The sequence below is a fragment of the Stenotrophomonas sp. Steno-Z10-BAI genome, assembly GCF_056393115.1.
The window spans coordinates 294,493-312,116 of the sequence record NZ_JBWJOZ010000005.1 but is presented as its reverse complement, the minus strand read 5'-3'; the positions used below and the strand labels follow the sequence as shown (position 1 = coordinate 312,116).

The following is a 17,624-nucleotide window of genomic DNA, read 5'->3' as shown; positions in this document are numbered from 1 at the left end:
CTCGCGCCACCGGCTGGGAGAGGGAATAGAACCTAGCATTATACCAGCCCGGCGCCCCGCGTTCCCGGGCGGTGGTCCCGGGGCTAGGGTCTGAGCAGGAAGGTCACGGGACCATCGTTGACCAGGCTGACAACCATATGGGCACCAAACTGGCCGGTTTCCACCCCCGGGGCGTGTTTTTGCCTGCAGATCTCGACCAGTCGGTTGAATCCGCGTTCAGCCTCCGCCGGCGGCGCGGCGGTACTGAAGCCCGGCCGCATCCCGCTGGATGTGTCGGCCGCCAGGGTGAATTGGCTGACCAGCAGCACTCCGCCGCCGGTATCACGCAGCGACCGGTTCATTTTTCCGGTCTCATCGGCAAAGACACGATAACCAAGCAGGCGATCGGCCATCCGGGCGATCTGGGCCTCGGTATCACCTGGCTCCATGCCCACCAGGGCCAGCAGGCCGGGGCCGATCTGACCGACAACGGCCTCATCGACACGGACGCTGGCTTCGCTGACGCGCTGGATCAGAACAAGCATGGACAAGGCTCCGCTAGCTGAAGGCGGACTACCTTAACGTGCCCGCGCGCCGACAGGCTGGTCGCCAGCGGCTAGACTTTGCGGTGATGAAACCGCACACCACTGCCCGCCTGGCCTACCGCGCCGCTGCCCTGTTCACCCGCCTGCCCTGGTCCTGGCTGCGTGCCTTCGCCAGCGGCCTGGCCTGGCTGTGGATCCGTCTCAATGCCCGTGAGAGCCGCGTCACCCGCCGCAACCTCGAACTGGCCTACCCCGAAATGGACGAGGCCGAGCGCACCGTGCTCCACCGCGAGGTGCTGCGCTCGACCGCGCTGCAGGCCATCGAGACCCTGCGCCTGTGGACCCAGCCACGCGATCGCAATCTTGCGCGGTTGACCGAGCGCCACGGCGAGGCGCTGTACGACGCAGCCCTGGCCGCCGGCAAGGGCGTGATCGTGGCGGCCCCGCATTACGGCAACTGGGAGCTGCTCAACCAGTGGCTGGCCTCGCGCGGGCCGATCGCGATCGTCTACAAGGCCCCGGATGAAGCAGTGGGCGATGCCTTCCTGCAGCTGGTCCGCGGCGGCGACAACGTCCAGCAGGTCCGCGCCGAAGGCCCGGCCGTGCGCCAGTTGTTCAAGGTGCTCAAGGACGGCGGTGCCACCGGCATCCTGCCCGACCAGCAGCCCAAGGCCGGCGACGGGGTGTTCGCGCCATTCTTCGGGGTGGAGGCGCTGACCATGACCCTGGTCAACCGGCTGGCCGAGCGGACCGGCGCGACCGTGCTGTACGGCTGGTGCGAGCGGATCGGCCCGGGCATGGCGTTCGCCCTGCACATCGAGGCCACCCCGCCTGCCGTGGCCGATCCGGACCCGCGCACCGCGGCCACCGCCCTCAATGCCGGCATCGAACGCATCGCCCGGCGCGATCCGGCGCAGTATCAGTGGACCTACAAGCGCTATACGCTGCGCCCACCGCAGAGCGGCGAGGACGACCCCTATGCCACCGAGGACCATCCGCACTGACTGCGACGCAGCGTCGCGCCCTTGGTGCGATTGAATCGCCGCGATCCGTCCCCACTGTGGAAACCACGATGTCCCCCACGGCCCCTGACATGTCCCCTGCTTCTTCCCTGTTCGGCGATCCGGCCGCGATCCGCTGCGAGCGCGCGGTGGCCGAACTGCGTGCCGGCCGCCCGGTGGTGATCGACGATGGCCAGGGCCAGCGCCTGGCCTTCATCGCGCTGGACAGCAGCACCCGCACCAGCTTCAGCGCCTTTGCCGCGGCCGCGGAAGACCGGCACTACCTGTTCCTCACCGCCACCCGCGCCCGCGTGCTCGGGGTGAGTGCCGACCGTGGCGCGCGCGTGCCGCTGGCCGGCATCGATTTCGATGCCCTGCCCTCGCTCAGCTACCTGCGCGACCCCGGTGCGATGCCCCCGGGCTGGACCGGTGGCGAAGCGCTGGACGACGGCGCGGTGGAAATCGCCCGCCTCGGCCTGCTGTTGCCGGCGATGGTCGGCGTGCTGTTGGCCGCCGATGACCGCCGCTTCGACGACTGCGCGCAGGTCTCGCTGTGCGATCTCAGCCAGGGCGCCGAACAGGCCGCGCATGCGTATGAGCTGGTGGCCCGCTCGCCGGTGCCGCTGCGCGAGGTCGGCATGACCGAATTCGCGGTGTTCCGCGGTGGCGTGGCCCAGCGTGACCAGGTCGCGATCATCGTGGGCACCCCGGATCTGTCCGCCGTGGTGCCGGTTCGCGTGCATTCCTCCTGCCTGACCGGCGATCTGTTCGGTTCACTCAAGTGCGACTGCGGCGACCAGCTGCGGCGCGGCCTGCGCAAGCTCAAAGAGCTCGGCGGCGGCGTGCTGCTGTACCTGGACCAGGAAGGCCGCGGCACCGGCATCGCCGCGAAGATGCGCGCCTACGGCTACCAGCACGATGGCCTGGACACGATCGACGCCGATGCCCAGCTCGGCTTCGGTGCCGATGAGCGCCGCTACGGCAGTGCCGTGGCGATGCTGCAGGGCCTGGGCGTGAGCCGCGTGCAGCTGCTCAGCAACAATCCCACCAAGGCCCAGCGCCTGCGCAATGCCGGCATCGACGTGGTGGACTGCATACCGGTCACCGGCGACATCACCGCGGAGAACGAACAGTACCTGCGCACCAAGGCCGAACGCGCCGGCCATCTGCTCGATGTCGACGCACTGATCCAGGCCGCGCAATAGCCCACGGCAACCTGCTACCGTCTGCGCCACGGGCGGTTGCACCTGTACGCATGCGCCCGGCCCGTTCCCCAGCCGAGCGCCCTGCCTTGTCCGATCTTCTCGACACTCCCGTGCCGCCGCCGTTGCCGCCTGCCCCCGACTGGCAGGCGATGCCGCTGCGTTCGGCCTCGCTGGCCGCGTTCGGTGGTGCGGTCGCTGGCGCACTGATGATCGGCGGCGTGCTCGGCACGCTCTGGGTGGTCTTTGATCTGCCGGGCCGCTGGTGGGGCGCGGCCGGCATGGTCGCGCTCGGCGCGCTGATCGGTGCGGCTCTCGCGTTCCGCCGCCAGCGCCGCACCTATTGGCGGCTGGATGCCCAAGGCCTGGGCTTGCGCCGCGACCTGCTCTGGCAGAACGAAACCCGTGTCCCCACCTCGCGCGTGCAGCATCTGGATCTTCGCCGTGGGCCGATCGAACGCAGCGCCGGGTTGAGCACGCTGGTCGTGCATACCGCCGGCAGCCGCTTCAGTGCGGTCACGCTCAGTGGGCTGGACAGCGCCGATGCCGAGCGCCTGCGCGACACCCTGGCGCACCAGCTGGACCAGGACGACGACGCGCTGTGAGTACCCCGCCGCCGCTTGATGCCGCGCCGGAGCAGCGGCTGCATCCCTGGTCGTGGCTGTTCGTGCTGCTGATGCAGTTGCGCCAGGGCCTGGTACCGCTGATCGCACTGGTGGTGTTCGGCCAGCGCGGCGACCGCGATGAGCTGTGGCTGTCACTCGGCCCGGTGATCGCCGTGGTCGTGCTGGTCGCGTATTCGGTGCTGCAGTACCTCACCTATCGCTACCGGATCGGCACGAGCGCGATCACGGTGCGCAGTGGGGTTTTCGCGCGCAATCGCCGCGAGATTCCCTTCGCCCGCATCCACAACGTGGTGGTCCACCAGAACCCGCTGCACCGCCTGTTCGGCGTAGCCGAACTGAAGCTGGAATCGGCCGGTGGCCATCGCCCCGAAGCGGAAATGCGGGTGCTCAAACTCGACCAGGCGCTCGCACTGGAGCGCCTGGTACGCCAGCGTGGCCAGGCAGTGCCGGCCACGGCCGAGGGCGACGCCGCTGCGGCCGAACCAACCGAGGATGTGCTGCTCGCCCTGAGCCCGGGCGAGGTGGTCCGTATCGGCCTGCTCTCCAACCGCGGCTGGGTGGTGGTGGTGGCAGTGCTGGGCGCGATGGTGCAGTTGTTCCCGCGTGGCAGCGTCTCCGATGTCATCGAAGCCGGCGGCCGCCAGGCCTTTGGTTATGCCAGCCACCTGCACCCCGGGATGTGGCTGTGGGCGATTGCCGCGGCGCTCGCCGTGGCGGGCTTCTGGGTCATGCTGCGGGTATTGTCGGTGGTGCTCGCGCTGCTGCGTTACTACGGCTTCCGGCTCAGCGAGCACGAGCGCCGGCTGACCGTGGCCAGTGGGCTTCTGACCCGCATGCGCACCAGCGTGGCGCGGCGCCGGATCCAGGCGTGGACGCTGCGCGAGAGCGCGCTGCAGCGCTGGTTCCAGCGCCGGCAACTGCGTATCGATATTGCTGCCGGCAACCCCGGCGAAGGCGAGCGCCGCGACCTGCGTGAGCTGGCGCCGCTGGCGACGCCGGCCGTCTGCGATGGGCTGGTCCAGCATCTGCTGCCGCACCTGCAGTGGCCGCCGGCGCGCTGGCAGCCGGTGCAGATGCGGGGCTGGTGGCGGCTGTGCCTGGGCGCACTGTGCCTCGTTCCGCTGCTGACGGCGGCGGCGATCTGGTACGGCGGGCCGTGGGGGGCGCTGGTGCTGCTATGGCTGCCGTGGTCGGCGTTCCGCGCGCACCGGCAGATGGCCCGCATCGGCTATCACCTGGATGACGACTACATCGCGGTGCGTGGCGGCTGGTGGCAGCGCTGGTGGCGCTTTGCCGAGCTGGACAAGCTGCAGGCACTGCGCCTGACCCGTTCGCCGCTGGACCGCCGGCTGGGCACGGCCAGCGTGTGGCTGGATACCGCCGGCGCAGGCATGGGCACGCCGCTGGTGCTGCAATACCTGCCGGAAGCGGAGGCGCGTGCGGTGTACGAGCGGTTGGGCCGTGCGTTGGCGAAGCGTCGCCTGCGCTGGTAGGAGCGCAACCACGCCTGGCGTGGATCTACCTGGTGAAATGCGTCCACGCATGGCGTGGATCTACCTGATGGCGCAAACGCTGGCTTATCGCTTCGCCGGCCCCCAATAGCCGAGCTCCTTGCGGATCTGCAGGCCCCGCGTCCACGCACCGAACGGTTTGCGCTTGAGCGTGCCGAGTTCACCGGACAGGAAATCCTCGGTCGCCGCGATCACCCGCTCGGCCGAATACCCATCGCGGAACGGATGGATGGTATCAGCGTAGCGACGGATTTCGGCCATCAACGCCGGGGTGGGATCCAACGCCTGGGCCAGCATCGCCGGCAGTTGGGTGGCATCGTCGAAATCGATCATGTGCGGCTGCGGAACCCGGTTGCGGAAGGTCACCACCGGTTTGTGCTGGACGATGAACTCGGAGACGATCGAGGAAGTATCCGAGACCAGCACATCGGCGGCGCGCTGCGCGGCCATCACCTGTTCCGGCTCGATGAAGCGCGCATGCGCACCGGCCAGTGCGCGGTAACGGTCGAACAGCTCCGGGGCGCACTTGGGGTGCAGGGTCAGCAGCCAGTAATGCTCACCGCGGGCGATATCGGCCGCGATCTGCTCGTACAGGTGCGGCGCTGCGCTCAGCCGCTCGGTGAAGGTCGAGCCGAACAGGATCACCGGGCGGCCCTGTGCCGGCACGCGCAATCCCGCGCTCAGGCCGCCGTCATCGCGGAACAGCGGATCGAGCTTGGGCCAGCCGGTCTCGGCCACGGCGAAGTGGCCCTCGCGCGCGGCCAGCTCGCGGAACGGGGTGGTCGTGGCCGGGCCCTGGGTGCAATACAGATCGAACAGGCCGCGCACCCGGAAGTGGCCGCGGGCACTGTCGCGCTTCTGCACGTTGAAGCCGTGGAAGACCTGCACCTTGGCCCCGGCGATGAACGGCGGCACCCAGTTGGCGGCGCTGAACACCGCGCGCGGGCGCAGGGCCAGCGCCTCGTTCAGGGCCACATTGGGCACGCCGGGCAGCGACGCCCCAGCGGCGCCATCGGCGAACCAGGCCGACACCGATTGACCGGATGCGTGCAACGCCTGCGCCAGAGGGGCGAGAATGGGCAGCGCATAACGCTCCGTCGCAAACAGCAGGTACTCGGCCATCATGTCCTCCTCGACCGCTCCCACTGAACGGCCTCGCATTTCGGCCTGCATTATCGCGTTCAATGAAGCCGACCGCATCGGCGACTGTCTGGCCTCGCTGGCCTTCTGCGACGAAATCGTCGTGGTGGACTCGCACTCCACCGATGCCACCGTGGCGATCGCGACAGCCGCCGGGGCGCGGGTGCTGCAACGCCCGTTCGATGGCTTCCGCAGCCAGAAGGCGTTCTGCGTCGAGCAGGCCGCGCATGACTGGGTGCTGTGCCTGGACGCCGACGAGCGCATCAGCGGGACCCTGCGCGAGGCGATCCTGTCCGCCCAGGCCAACGGTTTCGCCGGCCACCACGGCTACCGGTTCGCACGGCTTTCCGAGTACTTCGGCAAGTTCCTCAAGCATGGCAACGCCTACCCGGACCGGGTCCTGCGCCTGTTCGACCGCCGCCATGGCGGCTGGCGCGGCAAGCGTGAGATCCATGAGGCGGCCAGCGTCGATGGCGCGGTGGGCACCCTGCGCGGCGACCTGATCCATTACCCCTACCGTTCGCTGGAGCAGCAGCTGCTCAAGACCCAGCGCTACGCGCGGATGATGGCCGAGCACGAGTTCGCGCGGGGCAAGCGCGCCACCCTGCCCAAGCTGATCCTGGCCCCGACGTGGCGGTTCTGGCGTGGGCTGCTGCTGCGCGGCGGCTTCCGCGATGGCTGGCACGGCCTGGTCTATGCCTATGTGCGCGCCAACTACGTGCGCCAGAAGACCATCATGTTGTGGATGCTGCAGAACGGGCAGCCGGTGACCGATCCGCCGCGGGATCAGCCAGGCGCCTGAGCTTTGGCCTGTGCCAACGCCACCCGGCGGGTATGGCCCTGGACGATCGACAGCCCGGCCAGCAGGCCGACGATGGTGACGTAGAAGCTGGCCGTGATCTGGTGCGCGAACATCGACTGGGTGATCCCGCACAGCACATAGGTCACCACCACCATGATCCCGGCAGCGGCCGGGCCACGGAAGGCCTGTTCGCCGCTGCGCCGGTGCAGGCCGGTGAATACCCACAGCGGCACACCATAGATGGCCAGCAGCAACAGCAGGCCCGGCACGCCCTGCGTCGCCGCCCACTCGGCCAGGTCATTGTGCGCGTGGCCCAGATGGCAGCGCTGTTCGGCCGGATCATCCCGGCACACCGGCAGGCGCTGCATGGCGCTGTCGAAATGGCCGATGCCCACGCCGGTCAGCGGATGATCGAGGAAGGTCTCATAGGCCACCTGCAATCGCTCCACGCGCGCGCCGGCCGAGGAGTCGCTGTCTCCGCGCTCCATCCGCACCACGTCGTGCTTGAGTTCGGTCAGGCGGACCTGCTCGCGCAGGCTCGGGATGGTCAGGATCAAGGTACCGGCGATCGCCACCAGGGCCAGCAGCACACCCAGCCGCGCAGGCCCGGTACGCCAGCGCAGGCTCATCGCCATCACCACCAGCAGTGCCAGCAGCGCCAGCCAGACGCCACGGCTGCCGCTGAGCACGATGGTCACGCAACCGGCGACCATGCCCACGATCACCCAGGTCCAACGTTTGTGTGGCCGGCAGAACACCAGCAGCACCATCAGCACCAGCACGATGTCGGCCAGTACGATCGCGTTGGTGCTCAGATCAGCGCGTGGCGCGCCGCCGGCCACCTGCAGGATCGCCAGCACCATGGTACCGAGCAGGCCGGCCAGCGCCCCGCCCCACAGCCAGCGGATGTCCGGCCGCAGTGCACAGACCCACAGGGCGATCCAGGGGATCACCACGAACCGTGAGCGGTTGTCGATGTCGCGCAGGCCCTGCTCGAACAGATAAATCGAGAGCAGTGCAAAGGCAATCGCGGCCACCACCAGCCAGGTGAGGGCCTTCACCGGCCGCCCGGCCAGGCCCCGCGCGCGCCACAGGTAATCCGGCGCCAGCAGCGTGCTCAGCAGCAACAGGATGCCGTAGGGCAGCAGGTTCTGGGGCAGGGTCAGCACCAGCGCGGGCATGCAGAACAGGCCCACGGTGGCGATCCAATGGGCCACACCGGCACGCCCCTGCAGCGGCGGCAGGGAAACGGGCGTGGTCGGCTCGGATGCAGCGGAGAACGTCATTGCCAACCTCGATTGCCACACGCAGGCATGCACGCCCGTGATTGCACTGGACGCCACCGGCGCCCACGGAGCTGCCGCACCTGCCCGACCAGGCCGCCAGCATTGCAGAATTCACTCATCGCCGTCGATCCGGTGCAGCGCGCGTTCGCGTTTTTGTTCTTCGGCGCTGGCCACGCAGGCACCGTGGATATCGCCGGGCCTTACCAACCACCAACGGCGGCGGTTGGCGACCCCGGCCAGCTCTGCAGTGGTGCGGTCCACGCACGCCAGCAGCGCGTCTTCCTGCACCAGCAACCAGCGCTGCTGGGGCTGGGCGGCCTGCCAGGCGACCCCGTCGGCGAGCTGCCGGTCCCAGCGCCGGTTGAACCCGAACGTGGCGGCCTCACGGTCAGCCATCAGCAGGTTCTGCTCCTTCCACGCGACCAAGCCGAGTTCCGCCTTCGGGCCGATGCGCTGGCCGACCTGCTGCATCAGGCCACGTGCCGAGCTGGAGTCGTTGAACAGCGGGTAGCCGATCAGCCCGAACGCCACCCAGGCCATGGTCAGCGTCGCCACCACCGCCAGATGGAAGCGGCGTACGCCGGCGATGCACAGGGTCAGCACGGCCCAGCAGCCCAGCGCGACCGCGACCCAGCCCAGGCCGGAGGTGACGGCGGTATCGATGCCGCGGTCGAGGATCAGTTTGCGCTCGAACCCCGGCTGCCCGACCAGCATCGAGATACCGATGCCGAGCAGGCCGGCGGCCAGCAGCGCCACGAAGCCGCCCAGCAGCCACTGGAAGGCGCGCTTGCGCAGCAGCCCCGGCAGCAGCGGTGCCAGCGCCAGGCAGAACATCGGCAGCGCCGGCAGGATGTAGACGTCACGCTTGCCGTTGGGGATCGAGAAGAACAGCACGATCAACAACCACCACACCAGCGGCAGCAGGTAGCGCGCATCACGCCGCTGCAGGCGACGGCGCCAGGCCGGGATCGCCCAGGGAATCGCCAGGAAGGCCGGGATCCACATCGACGGCATCGTGCCCAGGAAATACCACCATGGCTGATGATGATCCCAGGATTGCGCGTAGCGCTTGGCGGTCTGCCGGAACAGGATGTCGTCCAGGTAGGCGCGATATTCGGCCGACCCACTGCCCAGCGCAGTCAGCACCATCGGCACCAGCCACAGGGCGATCGCCAGCGCGAACGCCAGCGGCCCGGCCCAGAACCGCCAGTCGCGGACATGCAGCTTGACCCGCGGCCAGCCCAGCACAGAGGCCACGGCGGCCGGCACGATCATCAGCAGCGCGATCACGCCTACGCCCTTGGTGATCACCCCCAGCCCGGCAGCGAACCAGCCCAGCCACCACCAGCGCCACGCAGGGCCACTGAGCAGATGCCGCAGCAGGCCGTAGTTGGCCAGGGTGATGAAGAACACCACCAGCGGATCGATCTGGGCTTTCTTGGACTGGAAAGTGAAGTGCAGCGCGAACAGCAGCGCCCAGGCGGCGTACAGCCCGACCCGCCGTGTCCACAGGCGGCGGCCCAGGTCATAGACGCAGGCCAGGGTGCCCAGCGCGGCCAGCAGCGAGGGCAGCAGGAAGGCCACCCGCCAGTCGCCGATCAGCGAGTACAGCGCGGCCTGCGACCACATCAGCAGCGGCGGCTTGTCCGAATACAGCTCGGTGCCCCGATGCGGGAACAGCCAGTCGCCGCTCTCCACCATCTGCTTGGCGACCAGCGCAAAGCGTGGCTCGTCGGACGGCCACGGATCACGCATGCCCAGGCCGGCCCCCAGAACGAGCAGGGCCATCAGGGCAAGCAGCCAGAACTCTCGGGATGCGCGGTTTTTTAGCATGGGGCGGAATTCTAGCCGGGTTCGGATCAACCCTTCTTTAGCAGACGCGCATAGAAGAAGCCGTCAGCACCTTCCTCACCGGGCAGGCGCTGGCGCCCGGCCCAGGAGTCGTGGCCATACGCCTCGCCCAGCGGCAGGAAGCCCGCATCCCGGGTGCGCTGCAGGAAGGATTCGACCTGGAACTGGTTTTCATCGCGCAGGATCGAGCATGTCGCATACAGCAGGGTTCCGCCCGGGGTGAGCATCGACCAGCACGCATCCAGCAGGCGCGCCTGCAGGGCGATGAGTGCATCGATGTCGGTCGCGCGGCGATGCGCCAACACATCCGGCTGGCGGCGGATGATGCCGGTGGCCGAACAGGGGGCGTCGAGCAGGATGGTGTCGAACAGCTGCCCGTCCCACCAGCTGGCCGGATCGGTCGCATCGCCCGCCAGCACCTGCGCGTTCTGGCCCACGCCGGTGCGTGCGAACGTTTCGCTGATGCGCTTGAGCCGGCGCGCATCGATGTCCAACGCCAGCAGCTGCAGGGTCGGATCGCGCTCCAGCAGATGGGCGGCCTTGCCGCCCGGTGCGGCGCAGGCATCAAGCACCCGCGAACCCGGGCGCGGCGCCAGCGCATCGGCCACCTGCTGGGCAGACAGATCCTGCACCGACAGCGCGCCATCGGCGAACCCGGGCAGCGCGGAGACCGCGACCGGCACCGGCAGGCGGATCGCATCGGCACCCACGCTCGATGCCTCCGCCTCGATACCGGCGGCCGCCAACTGCTGCAGCATCGCCTCACGACTGCTGTGCTGGCGGTTGACCCGCAGCCACAGCGGCGCGGCCTGCAGGCTCGCGGTGAACACCGCGTCGGCCTCGTCCGGCCAATCCTGTTCGATCTTCTCGGCCATCCACAGCGGGAAGGCATCGCGCGCAGGCAGCGGCGGAATGCCTTCGCGCTGGGCGCGGCGCAGCAGTGCATTGACCATGCCGGCCTGGCGATCACGGCCCATCGCACGCGCGGCGTCGACCGTGGCCGAGAGCGCGGCGTGCGCCGGCAGCTCCAGTGCGTCCAACTGGGCGAAGCCGACCAGCAGCAGCGCGCGCAGTTCGTCTTCGCGCACGCTCAGCGGCCGCGGCATCCATTGCGCCAGTGCAGCGTCATACGCGGCACGGCGACGCAGCACGGCAAAGCACAGCGCCTCCAGCAGCGCGCGGTCGCGGCTGTCGTCCAGGGTCGGCAAGGCGGTGGCCAGTTCGGCCTTGAGCGAACGGCCGCGGCCGATCACCTGGGCCAGCACGCGCGCGGCCAGCACGCGGGTGGGCACGCCGGGGGCGGTATGGGCGGTGTAGGGGCCTGCAGGCTTGCCGGAACGCGCGGTGGTCATCTCAGGCACCCACGCCGAGATCGCGACGGGCATTGAGGTAGTCGGCGGCGGTGATCGCCTTGCCGCCCTCACGCTGCAGCACGCGCAGGCGCAGCGCACCCTGCCCGCAGGCGATGTCGATGCCGTCACGCGAGGCGCCCAGCAGCGTGCCCGGGGCCTTGCCCTGGTTGTCCTCCAGCGCGATCGCGCCATGGATGCGGACGCGTTCGCCGGCCAGCATCGCCTCGGCGATCGGCCACGGATTGAACGCGCGTACGGTGCGTGCCAGCACGTGGGCGTCCTGCGCCCAGTCCAGACGGGCTTCGGCCTTGTCCAGCTTGTGCGCATAGGTCACGCCGGCCTCCGGCTGCGGCTGCGCGATCGGCTTGATGCCGGCCCGCAGCAGGCCCAGGCCATCGGACAGCACCTGCTCACCCAGGGCGGCCAAACGATCGTGCAGCTGACCGCCGGTATCGTTGGGGCCGATCGCGATGTGCTGCTTGAGCAGCACCGGGCCGGTATCCAGCCCGGCGTCCATCTGCATCAGGCACACACCGGTTTCGGTATCGCCGGCCTGGATCGCACGCTGGATCGGCGCGGCACCGCGCCAACGCGGCAGCAGCGAGGCGTGCACGTTCCAGCAGCCGTGGGTTGGAATGGTCAGCACCGGCTTGGGCAGGATCAGCCCATAGGCCACCACCACCATCAGGTCCGGCGCCAGGTCGCGCAGCTGCTGCTGGGCTTCGGGGGTCTTGAGGCTCTCCGGCTGGAACACCGGGATGCCACGTGCGATCGCGTCCAGCTTGACCGGCGAGGGGGCCAGGCCACGGCCACGGCCAGCGGGACGATCGGGCTGCGTGTACACCGCGACCACTTCATGGTGACGGGCTGCGGCACGCAGCGAGGACACGGCGAACGCCGGCGTACCGGCAAAGACAATCTTCATGGCGACCCCACTAACAGAACGTAAAACGGCGCCGATGTGCGGCGCCGCGCGACAGGACACGTCGCGCGGTCATCCCGCGCGGCGGTCGCTGCAATCACCTCAGGCAACGTGCTTGCGCTGCTTGGCCAGCTTCTTGCGCACCATCTCGCGCTTGAGCGGCGAGAGGTAATCAATGAACAGCTTGCCGTCCAGGTGGTCCATCTCGTGCTGCACGCAGACAGCGAGCACGCCGTCGGTGGTCAGTTCCTGGGCCACGCCGTGGCGATCCAGGTAACGCACGGTGATCTGGTTGGCGCGGGTGACGTCGGCAAAGATGCCCGGCACCGACAGGCAGCCTTCCTGATAGACCTGGCCGCCTTCGTTGGCGACGATCTCAGGATTGATGAACACCATCGGGGTGTCCTTCTCTTCACTGACGTCGATCACCATGAAGCGCTTGTGCACGTCCACCTGGCTGGCGGCCAGGCCGATGCCCGGGGCGTCGTACATGGTGTGGAACATGTCATCGATCAGGGTCTGGAACGCCGGCGTGGTCACGTCAGCAGCATCGATCAACGCAGCCTTGGTACGCAGGCGCGGATCGGGAAATTCGAGAATGGGCAGGAGGGCCATGGCAAATACCGGTAGGGGGCGCCGGTCGAAGCGGCGTACAGGGCGATTCTATCGCCAACGCTTGCCCCGCGCCCCGGTTTCTGGACTATAGTGCGCGAACCTGTTGGGGAATCAGGCACCACATCTATGTTTGAACGAACTCGTACGGTCGTCGCCGTAGCGATGCTGACCGTCGCTACCTATGCTACCGCCGTGGAAATGAATGGCGGGCACCCGGATACCTATGTCGTGCGCAAAGGGGACACGCTGTGGGACATCTCGGCGCGTTTCCTGCAGAAGCCCTGGCTGTGGCCGGAGATCTGGCAGGCCAACCCGCAGGTCAAGAATCCGCACCTGATCTACCCGGGTGACGTGCTCAGCCTGGCCTATCTGGACCGCGTCGTGGCCCAGCCCGGCCCGCGCCAGGAGGCCCCGATCAACGGCGTCCCGCTGGAGCAGGTGGAGCCCTTCCTGAAGCAGCTGAGCGTGGTGGACGAGGTCAAGTCGCTGCCCTACGTGGTCAATCTGGAAGAAAACCGCCTGCGCGCGACCACCGGCCAGACGGCCTATGTGCGCGGCCTGGAGAATGCCCAGGTCGGCCAGCGCTACGCGGTGGTCCGCCCGACGGTGCAGTACGCCCTGCCCAAGCCGACCGAAGACCTCGATGCCCGCGGCGATACCACGCCCGGCAGCGGCAACCTCTGGAAGACGTTCATCGTGCCGAGCAAGCGGCACCAGACGCTGGGCTACGAACTGGCCCAGATCAACGTCGGTACGGTGAGCCGTGTGCAGAGCGGCAGTGTCGAGGTGACCTCGCTGGTGCTGCAGGGCCAGGTGGACGGCCGTGAAGTCCGCGCCGGTGACCGCCTGGTTCCGGTCGAGGCCCGCCCGTACGACCTGCAGTTCGTGCCGCATGTGCCCGCGCCGCAGGCCGTCGATCTGGACGTGCGCGTACTGGCCATCGCCGACACCTTCACCTCCGGCGGCCCGCGCGATGTGATCGCGATCTCCGCCGGTAGTGCCAACGGGGTCGACAACGGCACGGTGTTCTCGCTGTGGCGCCAGGGCCGCCATGTGGCCCACCGCATGGATTACCCGAACTCGTCGCGGATGGACGATTCGCTGACCAGCGGCGCCGGCCGGGTCACCCTGCCGGACGAGTACGCCGCCCATGCGATGGTCTTCCGCACGTTCGAGAACGTCAGCTACGCGCTGGTGATGGAAGGCGTGAAGCCGGTCAGGGTCGGCTATTCGGCACTGCATCCCGATAAGCAGTAGACGCGGCGGAGTCCTACCCTGCCATGCGACGGCGCCCTAGGGCGCCGTCGTCATTTCCGGGCCAGGGTATCGGGATGCCCATTCCCTGCCTTGCCTCATCCACCGCCCTGCTCACCCTGGTCCTGGCCGGGGGCGCGCTGCCGCCTCGCCTGCGCCTGCTGCGCCAGTTTTCCGATGCGGCGGCCGCCCTGCGGGCCGGCCCGACCGCCTGGCGGGCTGCCGGCTGTACGCAGGCGCAACGCGCCCGGCTGGCGTTGCCGGACGAACGCTACCTGGCACATGCCCTGGCATGGCTGGCCGAGGAGCACCATCACCTGCTCGGCGTGACCGATCCGGACTATCCGGCACTGCTCACCCAGATCGAGGAACCCCCGGTGGCGTTGTTCGTGGACGGAGACCCGGCGCGGCTCTGGCACCCGGCGGTGGCGGTGGTCGGCAGCCGCTCGCCCACGGCCGGCGGCCGCGAGCATGCGCATGCCTTCGCCACCGCGCTGGCCGGCGAGGGCTGGTCGGTCATCAGCGGGCTGGCGGCCGGCGTCGATGCCCACGCCCATGACGGCGCATTGCAGGTCACCGGTGGCATGACCGTGGCCGTGGTCGCCACCGGCCTGGACCAGACCTATCCGCCCCGGCATGCCGCGCTGCATGAACGGATTGCCGGCACCGGCGCGGTGGTCAGCGAGTACGCCCCGGGCATGCCGGCAACCCAGGCGCACTTCCCCGCACGCAACCGGATCATCGCCGGGCTCAGCCTGGGCACCGTGGTGATCGAGGCCGCCGAGCGCTCCGGCGCCCTGATCACCGCGCGCTGCGCGGCCGAGGCGGGCCGCGAGGTGTTCGCCCTGCCCGGCTCGATCCGCAATCCCCGCGCCCGCGGCTGCCATCGGCTGATCCGGCAGGGCGCAGCGCTGGTGGAGGCGCCGGCCGAGGTGACCGCCGGGTTGGCCACGCTCGCCCAGACCCTGGCCGGGGCCTTGCGAACCCGCTTGGACGCCCCCACTGAACAGGCACGACCGGCGCCCGAGCGCGCCCCTTCCTACACCGACCCGGACTACCAGTGCTTGTGGAAAGCCCTGGATCACGACCCAACGGGTATGGATTCATTGATCCAGCGCAGCGGATTGACGGCGGCCCAGCTGTCGGCCATGCTGCTGGTCATGGAACTGGATGGAAAGGTAATGGCCGCCTATGGTCGCTACTGTCGAAAACCCTAGTTTCTTCACCTCCACAGCGTCGTTGACGCAGGCCGAGGGGCAATGAAAGAGAGCATTCTGGATGTCCTGCTGTACCTGTTCGAACACTATTTCAGCGAAGACGCGGACCTCATCCGCGACCGCGACTCCCTCCAGAACGGCCTGATCCAGGCCGGCTTCAGCCCCACCGAGATCAACAAAGCCTTCGACTGGCTGGACGCGCTCGCCGAGCAGCGCCCGGCCGTGGTGCTGGGCCGCGTCAATGGCCCGGTGCGCATTTTCCATGGGCCCGAGCTGGACAAGCTCGACGTGGAAGGCCGTGGCTTTTTGATGTTCCTGGAGCAGCACGGCATCCTCGATGCCAGCCAGCGTGAGCTGGTGCTCGACCGTGCGATGGCGCTGGACCAGGACGAACTGGACCTGGACGACCTCAAGTGGGTCGTGCTGATGGTGCTGTTCAACCAGCCCGGGGCCGAGGCCGCGTACGCCTGGATGGAAACCCAGATGTTCGTGGACGAGCCGGAACCGCTTCACTGACCTTACACTGAGCGCCTTGCGCATTCAGGAGTGGGCCGGTGGACCAGTGGTTCTTTGCAGAAGGAAACAGTCAGCAGCGCGGTCCGCTGCCTGCTGACGAGCTGATCGCGCTCTACCATTCCAGCCGCATCGGACTGGATACGCTGGTCTGGCGCGACGGCATGGCCCAGTGGCAGCCGCTGGAAACCGTGGCGGCCGAGATCGGCCTGGACATCGCCCCCGCCGCCGAGGTGATGGCAGAGCCGGTACCCGGCCCTGCCGTGCCACCGGCGCTGCCCGCCGCGACGGCCGTTCCCGTATCCCCCGCCAACCCCGCCGTCGTCGCCCCACCCCGCAAGGGATTGAGCGGGTGCGCGATCGTGGGCATCGTTGCGGCCGTGATCGTGGTGCTGGTGCTGATCGTCGGTGCGGTACTCGCCGCGATCGCGCTGCCCGCCTATCGGGAATACGTTGCGCGGGCCAAAACCAGCGAAGCGCTGGTGACGCTGGCCCCCGTCAAGCTCGCGGTGGCCGGGTTCCACAGTGAGCATGGCCGCTGCCCGGTCAACGATGATGAGGGCTTCCAGCCGGCCGAAGCCTATGCCGACGGCGCGATCAACGCCGTGCGGATCGGCCGCTTCAACAATGGCCACTGCGGCGTGGAAGCCGAGCTCACCGTGCCCGGCAATGCCTCGCTGGACGGCAAGCTGTTGTGGCTGGACTACAACGGCGCCGAGCATTGGGAATGCAGCGGTGAGCCCGACGATACCTACCTGCCGCTGGAATGCCGCGGCTGATAACGGACACATGTCCATGGATGCATCCAACAGGGGATTGAAGCAATGACTGAGTGGTATTTCGCCGATGGCCAGGAACGTCAGGGGCCGCTGAGCGCAGAGGAGATGCGCCAGCGCTTCCAGCGCGGTGACATCACCCTGGCCACGCTGGTGTGGCGCGAAGGGTTCGCGCAGTGGGCGCCACTGTCCGAGGCCGTCGATGAGCTGCAGCTGCAGAATCTCGCCGCGGCCGCCAGCAACCTCGGCAGCGGCATCGACCTGCGCGGGGATTACACCGCCATCGACAATGGCACCGCGCCACTGCCGGGCACCGGTGGCGGCACCTACTCGCCGTACACCGCGCCCGCCGCGGCCACCGGCTACGCCAACACGGCCGTGGTCCATGGCCAGGACGTGGTCTATGCCGGTTTCTGGAAGCGCTACGCCGCCTACTTCATCGATTACATCCTGCTCACCGTGGTCACCCTGCCGCTGAGCATGATCATCAACGTGATGGGCGCCAGCGCGGGCAACGAAGGCGTGCAGGTCGCGCTGACGCTGGTGGTGATGCTGCTCAGCATGGTGATCAGCATCGGCTACTACGCCGGCTTCCACGCCTCGCGCGGTGGCGCCACGCTGGGCAAGATGGCCGTCGGGATCAAGGTCGTGCGCGGCAATGGCGAGCGGATCAGCTTCCTGCGCGCCTTCTGCCGCTACCTGGCGACCATCGTCAGCAGCCTGATCCTGATGATCGGCTTCATCATGGCCGCCTTCACCGAGCGCAAGCAGGCATTGCACGACATGATGTGCGACACCCTGGTGGTGGACAAGTGGGCCTTCACCGAGCACCCCGAACTGCAGCAGCGCGGCCTGGGCACGGTCACCATCGTGATCCTGGTGATCGCCGCACTGGCCGTGGTGGCCCTGTTCGGCGTGATGATCGCGATGATCGGCGTGATCGCCTCGATGTCCTGATCTGAGCAATCCTCACACCGGGCCGCTTGACACAAGCGGCCCCGGCGTGATTCCACTAATAGGCAGAAAGCTGAA

At 68.6% G+C, this 17,624-nt stretch carries 17 protein-coding genes; 10 read left to right on the top strand and 7 right to left on the bottom strand.

What is annotated here, in order from left to right:
- Positions 1–83: 83 nt before the first annotated feature.
- Positions 84–524, bottom strand: coding sequence for a D-aminoacyl-tRNA deacylase (dtd, locus tag AC06E9_RS14495; protein ID WP_121040254.1), 441 nt, complete (start codon positions 522–524; stop codon positions 84–86).
- Positions 525–610: 86 nt separating this feature from the next.
- Here dtd and AC06E9_RS14490 point away from each other — a divergent pair, with 86 nt between their 5' ends.
- The 4 genes from AC06E9_RS14490 (at position 611) to AC06E9_RS14475 (ending at position 4,846) form a co-directional block, all read left to right on the top strand.
- The gene (locus AC06E9_RS14490) at positions 611–1,528 is read left to right on the top strand and encodes a lauroyl acyltransferase (protein ID WP_478056281.1); all 918 of its coding nucleotides are present in this window, start codon (positions 611–613) and stop codon (positions 1,526–1,528) included.
- 68 nt (positions 1,529–1,596) lie between these two features.
- Complete coding sequence (ribA, locus tag AC06E9_RS14485) at positions 1,597–2,730, top strand: GTP cyclohydrolase II RibA (protein WP_478050046.1); 1,134 nt, start codon at positions 1,597–1,599, stop codon at positions 2,728–2,730.
- 149 nt (positions 2,731–2,879) lie between these two features.
- Entirely contained in the window at positions 2,880–3,332 is a 453-nt protein-coding gene (locus AC06E9_RS14480; RefSeq protein WP_478056302.1) for a PH domain-containing protein, read from the top strand.
- On the top strand, positions 3,329–4,846 hold the full coding sequence (locus tag AC06E9_RS14475) for a PH domain-containing protein (protein WP_478056280.1): 1,518 nt from the start codon (positions 3,329–3,331) through the stop codon (positions 4,844–4,846). Before AC06E9_RS14480 ends, AC06E9_RS14475 begins: the two co-directional genes overlap by 4 nt.
- Before the next feature lie 84 nt (positions 4,847–4,930).
- On the opposite strand, the gene AC06E9_RS14470 is transcribed toward AC06E9_RS14475, so the two are convergent.
- Positions 4,931–5,989, bottom strand: a complete 1,059-nt coding sequence (locus AC06E9_RS14470; protein ID WP_478056279.1) for a CDP-glycerol glycerophosphotransferase family protein — start codon at positions 5,987–5,989, stop codon at positions 4,931–4,933.
- Between AC06E9_RS14470 and AC06E9_RS14465 the strand changes: the two genes are divergently transcribed.
- Positions 5,988–6,806 (top strand): glycosyltransferase family 2 protein, encoded by an 819-nt coding sequence (locus AC06E9_RS14465; RefSeq protein ID WP_478056278.1) that lies wholly within the window; start codon positions 5,988–5,990, stop codon positions 6,804–6,806. The two genes, AC06E9_RS14470 and AC06E9_RS14465, sit on opposite strands and share 2 nt — an antisense overlap.
- Here AC06E9_RS14465 and AC06E9_RS14460 read toward each other — a convergent pair.
- The 5 genes from AC06E9_RS14460 to def all read right to left on the bottom strand — a co-directional run bounded on the left by AC06E9_RS14460 (position 6,791) and on the right by def (position 12,832).
- The gene (locus AC06E9_RS14460; protein WP_121040268.1) at positions 6,791–8,092 is read right to left on the bottom strand and encodes an O-antigen ligase family protein; all 1,302 of its coding nucleotides are present in this window, start codon (positions 8,090–8,092) and stop codon (positions 6,791–6,793) included. The genes AC06E9_RS14465 and AC06E9_RS14460 overlap by 16 nt on opposite strands.
- A 111-nt stretch (positions 8,093–8,203) precedes the next feature.
- Positions 8,204–9,925 carry an ArnT family glycosyltransferase gene (locus tag AC06E9_RS14455; RefSeq protein WP_121040270.1) on the bottom strand — a complete coding sequence of 574 codons (1,722 nt, stop codon included), beginning with the start codon at positions 9,923–9,925 and terminating at the stop codon, positions 8,204–8,206.
- A gap of 26 nt (positions 9,926–9,951) precedes the next feature.
- Positions 9,952–11,295, bottom strand: a complete 1,344-nt coding sequence (gene rsmB / locus AC06E9_RS14450; protein ID WP_121041282.1) for a 16S rRNA (cytosine(967)-C(5))-methyltransferase RsmB — start codon at positions 11,293–11,295, stop codon at positions 9,952–9,954.
- Between the two features lies 1 nt (position 11,296).
- Positions 11,297–12,220 (bottom strand): methionyl-tRNA formyltransferase, encoded by a 924-nt coding sequence (gene fmt / locus AC06E9_RS14445; RefSeq protein ID WP_478056277.1) that lies wholly within the window; start codon positions 12,218–12,220, stop codon positions 11,297–11,299.
- Between the two features lie 99 nt (positions 12,221–12,319).
- The gene (gene def / locus AC06E9_RS14440; protein ID WP_121040274.1) at positions 12,320–12,832 is read right to left on the bottom strand and encodes a peptide deformylase; all 513 of its coding nucleotides are present in this window, start codon (positions 12,830–12,832) and stop codon (positions 12,320–12,322) included.
- Positions 12,833–12,958: 126 nt separating this feature from the next.
- Between def and AC06E9_RS14435 the strand changes: the two genes are divergently transcribed.
- From AC06E9_RS14435 to AC06E9_RS14415, 5 genes are all read left to right on the top strand, one after another.
- On the top strand, positions 12,959–14,089 hold the full coding sequence (locus tag AC06E9_RS14435; protein WP_121040276.1) for a LysM peptidoglycan-binding domain-containing protein: 1,131 nt from the start codon (positions 12,959–12,961) through the stop codon (positions 14,087–14,089).
- A 74-nt stretch (positions 14,090–14,163) separates the two neighbouring features.
- Positions 14,164–15,303, top strand: coding sequence for a DNA-processing protein DprA (gene dprA / locus AC06E9_RS14430; protein ID WP_282257351.1), 1,140 nt, complete (start codon positions 14,164–14,166; stop codon positions 15,301–15,303).
- A 42-nt stretch (positions 15,304–15,345) separates the two neighbouring features.
- Positions 15,346–15,819, top strand: a complete 474-nt coding sequence (locus AC06E9_RS14425; RefSeq protein ID WP_088433666.1) for a DUF494 family protein — start codon at positions 15,346–15,348, stop codon at positions 15,817–15,819.
- Between the two features lie 38 nt (positions 15,820–15,857).
- Positions 15,858–16,595 (top strand): pilin, encoded by a 738-nt coding sequence (locus AC06E9_RS14420; protein ID WP_478056276.1) that lies wholly within the window; start codon positions 15,858–15,860, stop codon positions 16,593–16,595.
- A gap of 45 nt (positions 16,596–16,640) precedes the next feature.
- A complete protein-coding gene (locus AC06E9_RS14415) occupies positions 16,641–17,549 on the top strand; it encodes an RDD family protein (RefSeq protein ID WP_282257357.1) in 909 nt (302 codons plus the stop codon).
- The last annotated feature ends 75 nt before the right edge of the window (positions 17,550–17,624 follow it).

What these genes read in the sequence shown, in the direction of transcription:
- dtd (WP_121040254.1), bottom strand. Translation starts at nt 524, where the DNA reads ATGCTTGTTCTGATCCAGCGCGTCAGCGAAGCCAGCGTCCGTGTCGAT.
- AC06E9_RS14490 (WP_478056281.1), top strand. Translation starts at nt 611, where the DNA reads ATGAAACCGCACACCACTGCCCGCCTGGCCTACCGCGCCGCTGCCCTG.
- ribA (WP_478050046.1), top strand. Translation starts at nt 1,597, where the DNA reads ATGTCCCCCACGGCCCCTGACATGTCCCCTGCTTCTTCCCTGTTCGGC.
- AC06E9_RS14480 (WP_478056302.1), top strand. Translation starts at nt 2,880, where the DNA reads ATGCCGCTGCGTTCGGCCTCGCTGGCCGCGTTCGGTGGTGCGGTCGCT.
- AC06E9_RS14465 (WP_478056278.1), top strand. Translation starts at nt 5,988, where the DNA reads ATGTCCTCCTCGACCGCTCCCACTGAACGGCCTCGCATTTCGGCCTGC.
- AC06E9_RS14470 (WP_478056279.1), bottom strand. Translation starts at nt 5,989, where the DNA reads ATGATGGCCGAGTACCTGCTGTTTGCGACGGAGCGTTATGCGCTGCCC.
- AC06E9_RS14460 (WP_121040268.1), bottom strand. Translation starts at nt 8,092, where the DNA reads ATGACGTTCTCCGCTGCATCCGAGCCGACCACGCCCGTTTCCCTGCCG.
- AC06E9_RS14455 (WP_121040270.1), bottom strand. Translation starts at nt 9,925, where the DNA reads ATGCTAAAAAACCGCGCATCCCGAGAGTTCTGGCTGCTTGCCCTGATG.
- rsmB (WP_121041282.1), bottom strand. Translation starts at nt 11,295, where the DNA reads ATGACCACCGCGCGTTCCGGCAAGCCTGCAGGCCCCTACACCGCCCAT.
- fmt (WP_478056277.1), bottom strand. Translation starts at nt 12,220, where the DNA reads ATGAAGATTGTCTTTGCCGGTACGCCGGCGTTCGCCGTGTCCTCGCTG.
- def (WP_121040274.1), bottom strand. Translation starts at nt 12,832, where the DNA reads ATGGCCCTCCTGCCCATTCTCGAATTTCCCGATCCGCGCCTGCGTACC.
- AC06E9_RS14435 (WP_121040276.1), top strand. Translation starts at nt 12,959, where the DNA reads ATGTTTGAACGAACTCGTACGGTCGTCGCCGTAGCGATGCTGACCGTC.
- dprA (WP_282257351.1), top strand. Translation starts at nt 14,164, where the DNA reads ATGCCCATTCCCTGCCTTGCCTCATCCACCGCCCTGCTCACCCTGGTC.
- AC06E9_RS14425 (WP_088433666.1), top strand. Translation starts at nt 15,346, where the DNA reads ATGAAAGAGAGCATTCTGGATGTCCTGCTGTACCTGTTCGAACACTAT.
- AC06E9_RS14415 (WP_282257357.1), top strand. Translation starts at nt 16,641, where the DNA reads ATGACTGAGTGGTATTTCGCCGATGGCCAGGAACGTCAGGGGCCGCTG.